11 protein-coding genes and 1 pseudogene are annotated in these 13,155 nt (G+C 59.1%); 7 read left to right on the top strand and 5 right to left on the bottom strand.

Annotated features, from left to right (window positions below):
* Positions 1 to 263: 263 nt before the first annotated feature.
* Both pcaK and pcaR read right to left on the bottom strand, forming a co-directional pair.
* Positions 264 to 1,613: a 4-hydroxybenzoate transporter PcaK gene (gene pcaK / locus CX511_RS05690; RefSeq protein WP_045185498.1), complete on the bottom strand. Its 1,350-nt coding sequence runs from the start codon at positions 1,611 to 1,613 to the stop codon at positions 264 to 266.
* Positions 1,614 to 1,781: 168 nt separating this feature from the next.
* Entirely contained in the window at positions 1,782 to 2,657 is an 876-nt protein-coding gene (gene pcaR / locus CX511_RS05685; protein WP_177327792.1) for a pca regulon transcriptional regulator PcaR, read from the bottom strand.
* A 582-nt stretch (positions 2,658 to 3,239) separates the two neighbouring features.
* Here pcaR and CX511_RS05680 point away from each other — a divergent pair.
* The gene (locus tag CX511_RS05680) at positions 3,240 to 3,440 is read left to right on the top strand and encodes a hypothetical protein (protein WP_045185495.1); all 201 of its coding nucleotides are present in this window, start codon (positions 3,240 to 3,242) and stop codon (positions 3,438 to 3,440) included.
* 317 nt (positions 3,441 to 3,757) lie between these two features.
* A complete protein-coding gene (locus tag CX511_RS05675; RefSeq protein ID WP_045185492.1) occupies positions 3,758 to 5,230 on the top strand; it encodes an inorganic phosphate transporter in 1,473 nt (490 codons plus the stop codon).
* Between the two features lie 184 nt (positions 5,231 to 5,414).
* Here CX511_RS05675 and CX511_RS05670 read toward each other — a convergent pair whose 3' ends face one another.
* The gene (locus CX511_RS05670) at positions 5,415 to 6,899 is read right to left on the bottom strand and encodes a helicase HerA-like domain-containing protein (protein WP_101293735.1); all 1,485 of its coding nucleotides are present in this window, start codon (positions 6,897 to 6,899) and stop codon (positions 5,415 to 5,417) included.
* A 78-nt stretch (positions 6,900 to 6,977) separates the two neighbouring features.
* Here CX511_RS05670 and CX511_RS25565 point away from each other — a divergent pair.
* The 5 genes and pseudogenes from CX511_RS25565 to gpgF all read left to right on the top strand — a co-directional run.
* Positions 6,978 to 8,090: pseudogene (locus tag CX511_RS25565) on the top strand (HAMP domain-containing protein); the annotation flags it as partial.
* Positions 8,091 to 8,183: 93 nt separating this feature from the next.
* Positions 8,184 to 8,948 (top strand): methyl-accepting chemotaxis protein, encoded by a 765-nt coding sequence (locus CX511_RS25560; protein ID WP_409077876.1) that lies wholly within the window; start codon positions 8,184 to 8,186, stop codon positions 8,946 to 8,948.
* A gap of 190 nt (positions 8,949 to 9,138) precedes the next feature.
* Positions 9,139 to 10,260 carry an N-acetylglucosaminyl phosphatidylglycerol synthase gene (gene gpgS / locus CX511_RS05660; RefSeq protein ID WP_045190000.1) on the top strand — a complete coding sequence of 374 codons (1,122 nt, stop codon included), beginning with the start codon at positions 9,139 to 9,141 and terminating at the stop codon, positions 10,258 to 10,260.
* Positions 10,253 to 11,026, top strand: coding sequence for an N-acetylglucosaminyl phosphatidylglycerol deacetylase (gene gpgD / locus CX511_RS05655; protein WP_101292046.1), 774 nt, complete (start codon positions 10,253 to 10,255; stop codon positions 11,024 to 11,026). Before gpgS ends, gpgD begins: the two co-directional genes overlap by 8 nt.
* Complete coding sequence (gpgF, locus tag CX511_RS05650) at positions 11,023 to 12,027, top strand: glucosaminyl phosphatidylglycerol flippase (RefSeq protein WP_101292047.1); 1,005 nt, start codon at positions 11,023 to 11,025, stop codon at positions 12,025 to 12,027. The genes gpgD and gpgF overlap by 4 nt, the downstream gene beginning before the upstream one ends.
* Here gpgF and CX511_RS05645 read toward each other — a convergent pair.
* Both CX511_RS05645 and purU read right to left on the bottom strand, forming a co-directional pair.
* Positions 12,002 to 12,175: a hypothetical protein gene (locus CX511_RS05645; RefSeq protein WP_177327834.1), complete on the bottom strand. Its 174-nt coding sequence runs from the start codon at positions 12,173 to 12,175 to the stop codon at positions 12,002 to 12,004. The genes gpgF and CX511_RS05645 overlap by 26 nt on opposite strands.
* Before the next feature lie 24 nt (positions 12,176 to 12,199).
* Positions 12,200 to 13,051 carry a formyltetrahydrofolate deformylase gene (gene purU / locus CX511_RS05640; protein WP_028943351.1) on the bottom strand — a complete coding sequence of 284 codons (852 nt, stop codon included), beginning with the start codon at positions 13,049 to 13,051 and terminating at the stop codon, positions 12,200 to 12,202.
* Between the last annotated feature and the right edge of the window lie 104 nt (positions 13,052 to 13,155).

The raw sequence follows: 13,155 nt of genomic DNA, 5'->3' as shown, positions 1-13,155 counted from the left end.
GGTGTGCAAGGCGCCTGGGGTGGCGCCGGTATGGGTTCAGATTAAGACGGGGTTTGGAGCGGTACAATCCGATAATCGACTAACCGTTCGATTATCGAACCGATTGTTGTCCTGCTATGTATTAGCTGTAGGAGCGGGCATGCTGCTTTATTGGGGGAGCCAGCCTTGCTAGCGATGAGGTCGGCGCGATGTCAGCTATTGCGCGGTGTCTGCATCGCTGGCAAGGCCAGCACCCACAAATAATCAGGCAAGGAAATGCCCCGTCAGGTCGCATCGGCGTGGCTGACCATGCCCTTGATGACCACTGCTACCGTGGCCAGGCCGGCCGGGATCACCAGCGCGGTCAGCACCTGCTCGAAGTTCCAACCCAGCCCCAGCAAAGTAGCGCCCATCCAGGCCCCGAGGATGGCGCCGAAACGGCCGATACCGAGCATCCACGAGACGCCGGTGGCCCGCCCCTGAGTCGGGTAGAAGCGTGCAGCCAGTGACGGCATGGCCGATTGCGCGCCGTTCACGCACATGCCAGCAATCAGCACCAGGGTTGCCAGTAAGGTGATATTGCCCAGGCTCTGTCCTACTGCGTAGGCAAACACCCCGGCCAGCAGATAGAACGTGCCAATCACCTTGTGCGGGTTGTAACGGTCCATCGCCCACCCCACGGCCACGGCACTGAGCACGCCACCGAACTGGAACAAGGCACCGATGAACGCCGCCTGCTCCATGCTCGCACCGCTGTCACGCATCAGGGTCGGCAACCAACTGGTCAGCAGGTAGACAATGACCAGGCCCATAAAATAGGTCAGCCACAACAGCAATGTACCGACGCTGTAGGTGCCGGAGAAGATCACCGCAAACACATTGCGGGCCTTGACGGTTTTCTGCTCCGGCACACTGAAGCTTGCCGCCTGCCCGACTAACGCCGGGTCGATGGGGGCCAGCGTCTTGCGGATCTTGTCGGTACCGCGATTGCGTACCACCAGGTAACGGGCCGATTCCGGCAACCACACCAGCAGCACCACAGCCAGAATCAGCGGCAATACACCGCCGATCAGCAGCAGGCTGTGCCAGCCGAACGCCGGGATCAGCTTGGCGGAGATAAAACCGCCTCCGGCCATGCCCAGGTTGAAACCGCAGAACATGCTGGTGACCAGCAGTGACTTGTGCCGCTCAGGGGTGTACTCAGAGAGCAGCGTGGTGGCATTGGGCATACCGGCGCCCAGGCCCAGACCGGTCAGAAAGCGCAGTACCAGCAACTGGTCGACGTTGTTGCTGTAGGCCGAGGCCAGGCTGAATGCACCAAACACCACCACCGCGCCCACCAACACCACCTTGCGGCCAAAGCGGTCAGCCAACGGCCCTGAGCCCAGCGCGCCGAAAACCATACCTATCAGCGCCGCACTCATCACCGGGCCCAGACTAGCGCGGTCGATCCCCCAGTCCTGAGACAGCGCCGGGGCAATAAAGCCCATGGCTGCGGTGTCCAGGCCATCAAGGAAAACAATCAGAAAACACAGGATCACCACTCGCCATTGGTAGCGCGATAGCGGTTGAGTATTGATGAAGGACTGCACATCAAGGCAGTTTCCAACAGCAGCAGCTTGGGGACTGTTCATTATTTTTATCCAGTAGGAGCGCGCGGCTGTGCGGGTGCGCGCGTGACGGCACAGACGATCAGAATCGGTAGGACAGGCTGACCGGTGCGCTGGACATTAATGAGACGTCAGAAACGGCGCAATTCGATAAACGCATCTGTGTGCGTTTATCGAACGGGAAAGTGCGGATCAGGCAAAAAGCTGGGTGCTCAGGTCACGACTGGCTGCCAGCATAATGGGCAAAAAACGTTGTTCAAGTTCGGTACGGCTTACTCGCCCGGCATGGGTACTGACATTCAGCGCCGCCAGTACCTGACCGGAGGCATCGTAGACCGGTACGGCAATCGAACGCAGGCCCTGCTCCAGTTCCTGGTCAACCACACACCACCCCTGTTGGCGAACCTGTTGCAGGCACTCAAGCAGTGCTACCGGATCATGAATAGTACGGCTGGTCTTGGCCTGCAGGTCAGCATGCTCCAGGTACTCGTGCAGGGTTGCATCGTCCAGCGCCGCCAGCAGGATTCGCCCCATTGACGTGCAATAGGCGGGCAGCCGACCTCCGACAGAAAGGTCCACCGAAATCAGCCGCTGTACCGTGGCTGAGCGCGCGATATAAAGAATGTCGTCGCCTTCCAGGGTGGCCATGTTGCAGGCCTCATGCAACTGATCGCTCATACGGTCCAGGTACGGCTGCGCCGACACTGCCAGTGGCGTCGAAGACAAATAGGCATGGCCCAGCGTCAGTACCTTGGGTAATAACGAATAGGTCCGCCCGTCGGTAGTGGCATATCCGAGCTTGATCAAGGTATGCAGGCAGCGACGCACCGCCGCCCGAGGAATTTCCGTGCGGTGGCTGATTTGCGCAATGGTCAGGTGCCGCTTGCGCTCCTGAAATGCCTGTACCACTGCCAGGCCACGGGCCAGCGAGGTCATGAAGTCAGGATCACCGGTGAAGGCCTGGATACGCCTGGCCGGTGAAGCAACGATGGGCGGCGCCAGCGACGCAAACGAGCTGCGCACCTGATCGTTCAGTCCGGGCCCTTTGGGCGATGTTTCTTCTGTCATGGTCCACCTCGACTTCACGGTCACTGGGGCGATTATCGAACCAACGACCGATAATCGCAATTGACCGCTACCCTCAATTGCTTATACCTTTCTACTGCCGCTATGTGGCTTCTTGGAGAGACTGGTCAGGTACCCACCGTAGAAGTCCCAGGCACGGCCTTGCCCATGAAGCGAGGCCGTTTTTTCCTTCCTCGTGTATTGCTAACTCCCGCAGTCAATCTGACGCACTTTTCCATGTGTACATTTCAACGCCGTAACAAAATCGTGCCTTTGTTGTCACTACTGAAACAACAGAGTGGATACGCTGTTGCAACTTGCTTGCTATAATCAAGTTCCGTCCCCGCACTCTTGGCAGGCCTTCGTCGGATCCAATCGACACTTGCCTAGCGTCGTCAGGAACGGGTAACTGAAGCAAGTACCAGGCGCGTAACCCGCTGTTATTGGTATCGACTTGCCTATTTACAACCTACTGTTGCTGCGACAGTAACTGCGCTCTGGCAGCGTAGCCACGTGAACGTTGCGCTCACTGCGCCACGCTCACGCGTTAACGCCAGAGTTTATTCACAACCAACAGGTAGCACTGTGACGAAAGATGAACTGCGCGCGGAACTTGAGCGCCAGGAACAACGTTACAAGGAAGTTTACGGCGGTGAAGTCACCACCTACGCCGCCCAACCCGACCCGGAGCGCAAGCCTTGGCGCAAACGCGCAAGCGTGCTTGACCAGGCCTTTGCCCAGGAACTGCAAAAGATCGAGAAAGAACTCAAGAGCGACGAGCCCTAGCCTGGTGATCGCTGGCGGATGACCGGTACTTGAGAAAATACTGCGGGGCTGATCGTTACAGCCCCCAGAGCAGATCGTAATGGAATCTCACAAATTTCATACAGTTGTTTGAATCTTTAATGTATGCCGCGATTTGCTGTAAACCTTTATATTTTCTCGATTTTTACCGATTTTAGCCGACATTTCCTCGGCCATTCCCGACACGTCCTGTCTCAGGAAAGCGCGTGAATAACCAGAACCGGTCAGCAGTGGGTGCATCGATTAACAGGGATTTCTGGCATAATCGCGCCCCCTTATGACCGGGTCAGAAAACCTTCATGATCGATTTATTCAGCGGACTTGATGCCTGGGTACTGGTGAGCTTGCTGCTCGCTTTGACCTTCGTACTCGCCTTCGAGTTCATCAATGGCTTTCATGACACCGCTAACGCGGTAGCTACAGTCATTTATACCAAAGCCATGCCCCCACACCTGGCGGTGTTCTTTTCCGGGGTGTTCAATTTCCTTGGCGTTCTGCTCGGCGGTGTCGGGGTGGCCTATGCCATCGTTCACCTGTTGCCGGTAGAGATGCTGATCAATGTGAACACCGGTCATGGATTGGCCATGGTCTTCTCCTTGCTCGCCGCCGCCATTGCCTGGAACCTTGGCACCTGGTACTTCGGTATCCCGGCTTCCAGCTCCCACACCTTGATCGGCTCGATCCTTGGTGTCGGCCTGGCCAACGCACTGATCAGCGATATTCCACTGGGCGACGGGGTCAACTGGCAGAAAGCTATCGACATCGGCATGTCCCTGGTGCTCTCGCCCATGGCCGGCTTTGCCGTAGCTGCGCTGGTGCTGTTGGGGCTGAAATGGTGGCGCCCGCTGTCGAAAATGCACAAGACGCCCGAACAGCGTCGCAAGCTCGACGACAAGAAGCACCCACCGTTCTGGAATCGCCTGGTGCTGGTAATGTCGGCGATGGGTGTGAGCTTCGTACACGGCTCCAACGATGGTCAGAAAGGTATTGGCCTGATCATGCTGGTGCTGATCGGTATCGTTCCGGCACAGTTCGTTCTTGACCTGAACAGCACCACTTATCAGATCGAGCGAACCCGTGACGCTACCCTGCACCTGAACCAGTTCTACCAGCGTAACGAAGCGACCCTGGGTGAGTTCCTGGCCCTGGGCAAAGCCAAAGATGGCGACCTGCCAGAGCAGTTCAGTTGCAACCCGCAGCAAACCGAGCCCACCATCAATGCCTTGCTCGACTCGCTCAAGGGCGTGACCGAGTACCGCTCACTGACGCCGGAAAAACGCGTTGAAGTGCGTCGTTACCTGCTGTGTCTGGACGACACCGCCAAGAAGGTAGGCAAGCTGCCAGGCCTGCAACCCCGCGAGAAGGCTGACCTGGACAAACTGCGCAAAGACCTGACCGCTACGACCGAGTACGCCCCATTCTGGGTGATCCTCGCTGTTGCCCTGGCCTTGGGCCTGGGTACCATGGTTGGCTGGAAGCGTGTGGTACTGACCATCGGTGAGAAAATCGGCAAGCAGGGCATGACCTACGCCCAAGGCATGTCGGCTCAGATCACTGCGGCGTGCGCCATCGGCATGGCCAATATCTTTAGCCTGCCGGTATCGACCACCCACGTACTGTCGTCGGGTGTTGCCGGTACCATGGTGGCGAACAAGAGCGGCCTGCAAGGCGGTACCGTCAAGACAATCTTGCTGGCCTGGGTCCTGACCCTGCCTGCAACCGTGGCCCTGTCGGCCGGGTTGTTCTGGTTGGCGACCAAGTTCATCGTTTGAACTGATTTGCATTAAAAAGGCGCCTTCGGGCGCCTTTTTTGTCCCTGGCTACAGTGCCTGACGAGGCACAAGGCTGCGATCGACTGCTCGGCAGTCGCACCTCAGGCACCTCGCTGGGCCCGAAAAATCGCGACGGCCACGGCTTGTGGGCGTTTCACGCCTGATCGCAGCCTCCTGGCAGCGGTTACCGACGTTTGCTGCCACCCAGTAGCGAACCCATCAAACCACGCACCAACTGGCGCCCGAACTGATTGGCTGCCTGACGCATCGCCGACTTGATCGCCTGCCCCGCCGCACTCTGGAGAAACGCCCCGGCCTGGTCGGCAAAACTCTCTTCGGCTGCAGCAGGCGCCTGCTCGGGCGCCACTTCTGGAGCGCCACCTTTGCGCGCAGTCAGCATTTCATAGGCCGACTCGCGATCCACCGGCTTGTCGTAGCGCCCGGCCAACGGTGAGCCCGCAATCAACGCCGTGCGCTCAGCCTCGCTCAATGGCCCGATGCGCGACTGCGGTGGGGCGATCAACACCCGTTGAACCATGCCCGGTGTGCCTTTCTCTTGCAGGGTCCCGACCAACGCCTCACCAATACCCAGCTCAGTGAGCACACTCAAGGTGTCAAAGTCAGGGTTGGGGCGAAATCCATCAGCCACCGCCTTCAACGACTTCTGTTCCTTGGCCGTGAACGCCCGCAGGCCATGCTGAATACGCAAACCCAGTTGCGCCAGGACATCATCAGGCAGATCGCTCGGCGACTGGGTCACGAAATACACCCCGACGCCCTTGGAGCGAATCAGCCTTACCACTTGTTCCAGGCGATCCTGCAAGGCCTTGGGCGTGCCATTGAACAACAGATGCGCCTCATCAAAGAACAAGGCCAGCAATGGTTTATCAGCATCGCCGCGCTCGGGTAATTGCTCGAACAGTTCGGCCAGCAACCACAGCAGGAAGGTCGCATAGACCTTGGGCGCCTCATGCACCAGGCGGCTGGCGTCGAGCAGATGAATGCGTCCGCGCCCATCAGAATCAGGGCGCAGTAAATCCTCCAATTGCAGCGCCGGCTCACCGAACAACGCTTCGGCCCCCTGCTGCTCCAGGGTTGCCAGACGCCGCAACAGGGCCTGACTGGAACCTGTGGTCATCAGCGCACTGTCTTCACCCAGCAGTTGTGGGTTGTCCTTGAGGTGGGCAAGCAGCGCCTTGAGGTCCTTGATATCAAGCAGCAACAGGCCCTCGCGATCAGCCACCTTGAAGGCGGCATACAGCGCTGCCTGCTGGCTGTCGGTCAGCTCCAGCAGGTTACCCAGCAACAACGGCCCCATTTCACTCAGGGTGGTGCGCAACGGATGGCCGGATTGCCCGTGAATATCCCACAGGTTGACCGGGTATGCCTGCGGCCGATGTGCAAGCCAAGGCATGCTGGCGATGCGCTCGGCGACTTTGCCCTGAGGGTTACCCACCGCGCCCAGGCCACACAGATCGCCTTTGACGTCGGCGGCAAATACGGCCACTCCCGCATCACTGAAGGCTTCGGCCATGTGCTGCAAGGTCACGGTCTTGCCGGTACCCGTGGCACCAGCCACCAGGCCGTGACGGTTGGCCAGGCGCAGGGCCTGAGCAACCGGTTGAGCGGCCAGATCAGCGCCGAGAATGAACTGCAAAGAGTCAGGCATGTTTTTGCACCCTCTATTTAAGCTTTGGCTCGAATCGGCCGATATCTCATTAGCGATAGACCACCAGAAAGACAGGATATGCCCGACAAGGAAGGGGACCTGCACTGCTTTCAAACTGTTCTTTGTGCGAACGACCCGGATAATAAAACCTTAGCGGACCGACACGTTATGAACAAAAGCCTCCGATTCAGCCACAAGATCCTTCTGGCCGCTTCTCTGATCGTCATGATCGCTTTCACACTCTTTACTTTGTACAACGATTTCTTGCAGCGCAATGCGATTCGTGAAGATCTGGAAAGTTATCTGGCGGAAATGGGCGATACCACATCGACCAATATCAAAAACCTGTTTGATGGGCGCATTCTGCTGGTACAGAACGTGGCGCAGAACATTGCCGCGTTTCCCCAGGCCGAAAACATCGGCACCCTGTTGGGCCAACAAGCGCTGGTATCGAGTTTTCTGACTATCTATCTGGGTGACGTAAACGGTGGGTTTACCATTCGTCCGCAGACCAAGATGCCGGACGGCTACGATCCACGCGTTCGACCTTGGTACAAAGACGGCATGGCCGCCAATGGCCCGATCCTGACCGAACCCTATATTGACGTCAGCACCGGCAAAATGGTGATTTCAGTCGTTGCCACTGCCGCGCGCAACATCGGTGTAGTGGGCGGCGACCTGGCCCTGGACGGCCTGACCGAGATCATCAACTCGCTGAATTTCGGCGGCATGGGCTATGCCTTCCTGGTCAACGACCAAGGCAAGATCCTCGTGCATCCAGACAAAAACCTGGTGATGAAGTCGCTGTCGGACCTGTTCCCGCAGAACACACCACGTTTGACAAAAGACCTGAGCGAAGTACAACTCAACGGCGAAACCCGCCTGCTGACCTTCGCCCCGGTCAAGGGCCTGCCTTCGGCCAACTGGTACATCGGCCTGTCCGTCGACAAAGACAAAGCCTACGCCATGCTGAGCAAGTTCCGTACCTCAGCAGTGATTGCCACCCTGGTTGCCGTGGTGATCATCATTGCCCTGCTCGGCTTATTGATCCGTGTGCTGCTGCAACCATTGCACACCATGACCCGGGCTATGGAAGACATTGCCGAAGGTGAAGGCGACCTGACCAAACGCCTGACCATTCACAGCCAGGACGAGTTTGGCATCCTGGGCACTGCCTTCAACCGTTTCGTCGAACGTATCCACACCTCGATCCGCGAAGTGTCCTCGGCCACCGAGCAGGTCAACGAAGTGGCCCTGCGCGTGGTCAGTGCCTCCAACTCCTCGATGGTCAACTCCGACGAGCAATCCAACCGTACCAACAGCGTTGCTGCGGCCATCAACCAGCTCGGCGCTGCCGCTCAGGAGATTGCCCATAACGCCGCCCAGGCCTCGCAACAGGCAAGCTCGGCACGTCACCTGGCCGAAGAAGGCCAGCAGGTGGTTGATCGCAACATTGCCGCAATGAACCGCTTATCGGACCTTATCTGCACCTCCAGCTCGCACATTGAGACGCTCAACAGCAAGACCGTGAACATCGGTCAGATCCTCGAAGTGATCACCAGCATCTCGCAGCAGACCAACCTGCTGGCCCTCAATGCTGCGATCGAAGCTGCGCGGGCCGGTGAAGCCGGGCGTGGTTTCGCCGTGGTTGCCGATGAAGTGCGCAACCTCGCGCACCGTACCCAAGAGTCAGCGCAGCAGGTGCAAAAAATGATCGAGGAGCTACAGGTCGGTGCCCGCGAGTCGGTCGACACCATGGGCCAAAGCCAGCGCCACAGCCAGGACAGTGTCGAAATCGCTAACCAGGCGGGTGAGCGCCTGGGCAGTGTGACCTTGCGTATCGGCGAGATCGACGGCATGAACCAGTCGGTGGCCACCGCCACCGAAGAACAGACTGCCGTGGTCGACTCGATCAACATGGACATCAACGAAATCAACATGCTCAACCAGGAAGGGGTCGAGAACCTGCAATCGACCTTGCGCGCCTGCGCCGACCTTGAGCAACAGGCCAGCCGCCTGAAACAGCTGGTCGGCAGCTTCCGTATCTGAGTGGGAATCACGAGCTGTAAGTTTGAAGCTGCAAGAAGAAGCGAAACCGTGCACGAACTGCTTTCTCTTGCAGCTTGCAACGCTGTGCATCCCAATCGAACAAACTATCCTTCATAGAGGTCAACCTTAGGGCGCGTCTCCTGCGGCAAAATGCCGTCCGGTGACACACTCTGAAGACGATCTCGGAGGGATGCTGATCGTGCACATCGCTGACATCACCATGTTCTACGCACCTGCCAGCGGCGGCGTGCGTACCTATCTTGATGCCAAACACCGCCGCTTGGGGCTCACCCCCGGTGTCCGCCACAGTCTGTTGATCCCTGGGGCCAGCCCCCACCACGCCAATGGCATCTATCAGGTGCCAGCACCGGCCCTGCCGTTTGGTAATGGCTACCGCTTTCCCCTGCGCCTTGCCCCCTGGCGCAACGTGTTACAAGACCTGCAACCGGATCTGATCGAAGTCGGCGACCCGTACCTGACCGCCTGGGCGGCCCTGGATGCCCGACGTCAACTCGATGTGCCGGTCATCGGCTTCTATCACTCTGATCTGCCGCTGCTGGTCAGCAACCGCATGGGCAATTGGTTCACCCCCAATGTCGAGGCCTATGTCAGCAAGCTGTATGGCAACTTCGACCGGGTCCTGGCTCCGAGCCTGGTGATGGCCCACAAACTGCGTGGCCTGGGGATCGGCAATGTGCATGTTCAGCGCCTTGGCGTTGACCTTGAGACCTTTCACCCGCAACACCGCGACGCAGACCTGCGTCGGCAGTTGCACATCGCTGACAGCACGCACCTGTTGGTGTTTGCTGGCCGGGGCTCGCGTGAGAAAAACCTACCCGTGCTGCTCGATTGCATGCAACGCCTGGGTAAGCACTACCACCTGTTACTGGTGGGCTCGCACATGCCTTCCAACGTGCCAGCCAACGTCAGCGTCATCGATCATTTCTGCCCAGCCCACGAAGTCGCCCGCCTGCTGGCCAGTGCCGATGCCTTGGTGCATGCCGGCGATCAAGAGACCTTTGGACTGGTCATCCTGGAAGCCATGGCCAGCGCCATCCCGGTGATTGCCGTAGCGGCCGGCGCATTCGAGGAAATCGTCAACAACCGCTTCGGCCGTCTGTGCCAACCCAATGACGGGCAGGCCATGGCCCGCGCCGTGCGCGAAGTCTTCGAACAAGGGGCGACACAACTGGGTCAGGAGGCACGCCGGCAGGCGGAGCAGCACTATGCCTGGGACAGCGTGGTCAACGGGTTGCTGGCCCACTACCGAGCAGTGCTCGGTCATGAACTGCCGGTGCGCGTCCATGCCTGATTCAACCCCTGAAACATCAGCCGAGCGCAGTCTGTTGCTGGTGCTGCATGACGTGGCCCCGCACACCTGGTCGGACTACCAACCCTTCGTCGAAGCGGTCGATGCCCTTGGCAACATCCCCATCACCTGGCTAGTGGTGCCGGACTTTCACAAACGTGATTCACTGGCATTCGCCCCCGGCCTGCGAAGCATGCTCGACCGACGTTTACAGCGCGGTGATGAACTGGTCCTGCACGGTTACTACCATGCTGATGACAGCCCACCGCCGCGCTCAGTGCGTGATTACTTCATGCGTCGCATCTACACCCATGAAGGCGAGTTCTACAGCCTCGACCAAGGCGTTGCCCTGGAGCGCCTGCACGCCGGGATAACATTGTTCCAGCGCTTCGACTGGCCGTTGGCCGGTTTCGTCGCCCCTGCCTGGTTGATGAGCGAAGGCACCCGCCAGGCATTGCGCAGCCTGCCGCTGAAGTACACCAGTGATCCGCAGTACCTCTACCAACTACCGCAGTTCACTCCCATCAGCGCTCCCGGGCTGGTCTGTAGCGCTCGCAGTGCGTGGCGCCGGGGTTTGTCTCGGCTGGCCTGCGAGCTACAGGCCGCGCGCCTGTCCCAGGCCCCGGTCATTCGCCTGGGATTACACCCGGTGGACATGCGCCATGGCTTTACCCGGCGCTATTGGATGCGCACCTTGCAGCAGCTATTGGCTCAAGGTCGCACGCCGATGACCAAGTCCGCCTGGCTGAGCACCAGGCAAGCCGGGTGAACCGTCTGCTCTGGCTGCCCTTGGCGCTGATCCTGGCGTTGTTGGTCCCTGTCCTGCTCGGCGGCAGCGATTTGCTGGCACGACTACGCGCCTTTGACCCCGGCTTAATGCTTGGATTGCTCGGTATGATTGTGCTGTGCTGGGTCATCAACACCATCCGTCTGCGCTTGCTGCTGGGCAACCATAGAACCCGACTGGGACGGTTGCGCAGCCTTGGGGTGATCATGGCAACCGAGTTCGCCATCTGTACCACCCCAGGTGGCAGTGGGGGCCCGCTGACCTTGATGGCCTTGCTGGCCCGCGACCGCATCGGCCCGGCACACAGCGGGGCAGTATTCGCCGCCGACCAGATCAACGACCTGCTGTTCTTTCTCTGCGCCCTGCTGGGGATCGCCGGCTACACCCTGTTCCACACCCTTAACCGCAGCTTGGAAGGCCTACTACTGAGCAGTGCCCTGCTGATGTTCGGGGTGTTGATCGGCGGGGTAGCCCTGGTCACTTATCGACAGGTACTGCTGCGTCTGACCGGGAGCTTGTTGCGTAGGTTGAAAGTGTCTACCGCCAAGCGTCGGCGCTGGACGCGTAAAGTGCTGCATTTCTTTCGCGCGCTGGCCGAAACCTGGCGCCTGCCCAAGCGCACCCTGGCCCTGGTGTTTGCCTTGACCTGCCTGCATTGGAGTTTGCGTTACAGCGTGTTGTACCTGGCTTTGCTCGGGCTGGGCGTGAACCTGCAATGGATTCTCAGCTTTCTGGTACAGATGCTGTCGTTGAGCGCCGGCCAATTCAGCCTGTTGCCAGGTGGTGCCGGTGCCGCCGAACTGACCTCAGCTACCCTGCTGACGCCCATGGTGGGGAAATCCACAGCGGCGGCGGCCATCGTTATCTGGCGAGCGGTGACTTATTACTTCTACCTGATAGTCGGTGGCCCGGTGTTTCTCTGCCTGCTCGGCCGACCGCTTTTGGAACGCTTGCGCCTCAGGTTGGCGCGGGCTCGTCGCTAGTCGGGCGCACCTGCTCCCAGAGTTCGGCTGCACCGGGAAAATCGGTGCCATCTTCGCTGTCCAAAGCATCCGGATCATAACGGCTCAAGCAGCCCTCGCCCAGGGTTGGCGGGGCTTTGGAGGTTGCCTTGTCGAGGGGATCGGCCATGCTGCAACCTCCGTACTTGCGGGGTTAGTTGAACACCACCGTCTTGTTGCCATGTACCAGCACCCGGTCTTCCAGGTGATAGCGCAGACCACGCGCCAGAACCATCTTCTCGACATCACGGCCAAAGCGGACCATGTCTTCGATACTGTCGCTATGGCTGACGCGCACCACATCCTGCTCGATGATCGGGCCGGCATCCAGCTCTTCAGTTACATAATGGCAGGTCGCACCGATCAACTTCACCCCACGCAACGAGGCCTGGTGGTACGGCTTGGCACCGACGAACGAGGGCAGGAAACTGTGGTGAATGTTGATCACTTGCTGGGCATATTCCTGGCACAGTTGCGGTGGCAGGATCTGCATGTAGCGCGCCAGAACCACGACATCGGCCCCGTGTTCCTTGACCAGACGCGAGACTTCAGCAAACGCCGGTTGTTTGTCCTGCGGGTCGACGGGTACGTGGAAGAACGGAATGCCGTGCCACTCGACCATACTGCGCAGGTCGTTGTGGTTGGAGATCACGCAAGGGATATCACAATCGAGTTCTTTGGCGTGCCAGCGGTGCAACAAGTCAGCCAGGCAGTGGGATTCACGGCTGGCCATCAATACCACGCGTTTTTTCTGGTCGGTGTCGGTAATCCGCCAGACCATGGAAAACTCTTCGGCAATCGGTGCAAATGCTTCGCGGAATGCCTCGATGCCAAATGGCAGAGTTTGCGCGCGAATTTCGTGACGCATGAAGAACCAACCGCTTTGCTCATCGGAATGATGGCTCGCTTCATTGATCCAGCCGTTATAGGACGCCAGGAAATTACTGACTTTGGCGACGATGCCAACGCGGTCGGGGCAAGCAATCACCAGCCGGTAGGTGCGCATGAATAGGACTCCAGATACTTCGCAAAGGCGCACATTCTAACCAGTGCTCGGAAAAACTGCAGTAGCCAATACGTACGTCCTGTCGCCTGCACCGGCTGCGCCTG

This window comes from Pseudomonas sp. S06B 330, assembly GCF_002845275.2.
Taxonomy (GTDB): domain Bacteria; phylum Pseudomonadota; class Gammaproteobacteria; order Pseudomonadales; family Pseudomonadaceae; genus Aquipseudomonas.
This window is presented reverse-complemented; position numbering and strand designations above follow the sequence as displayed.

Excerpts from the sequence above, each read along its gene's own strand:
- pcaK (WP_045185498.1), bottom strand. The coding sequence starts at position 1,613 with ATGAACAGTCCCCAAGCTGCTGCTGTTGGAAACTGCCTTGATGTGCAG.
- pcaR (WP_177327792.1), bottom strand. The coding sequence starts at position 2,657 with ATGACAGAAGAAACATCGCCCAAAGGGCCCGGACTGAACGATCAGGTG.
- CX511_RS05675 (WP_045185492.1), top strand. The coding sequence starts at position 3,758 with ATGATCGATTTATTCAGCGGACTTGATGCCTGGGTACTGGTGAGCTTG.
- CX511_RS05670 (WP_101293735.1), bottom strand. The coding sequence starts at position 6,899 with ATGCCTGACTCTTTGCAGTTCATTCTCGGCGCTGATCTGGCCGCTCAA.
- CX511_RS25560 (WP_409077876.1), top strand. The coding sequence starts at position 8,184 with ATGGTCAACTCCGACGAGCAATCCAACCGTACCAACAGCGTTGCTGCG.
- gpgS (WP_045190000.1), top strand. The coding sequence starts at position 9,139 with ATGCTGATCGTGCACATCGCTGACATCACCATGTTCTACGCACCTGCC.
- gpgD (WP_101292046.1), top strand. The coding sequence starts at position 10,253 with ATGCCTGATTCAACCCCTGAAACATCAGCCGAGCGCAGTCTGTTGCTG.
- CX511_RS05645 (WP_177327834.1), bottom strand. The coding sequence starts at position 12,175 with ATGGCCGATCCCCTCGACAAGGCAACCTCCAAAGCCCCGCCAACCCTG.
- purU (WP_028943351.1), bottom strand. The coding sequence starts at position 13,051 with ATGCGCACCTACCGGCTGGTGATTGCTTGCCCCGACCGCGTTGGCATC.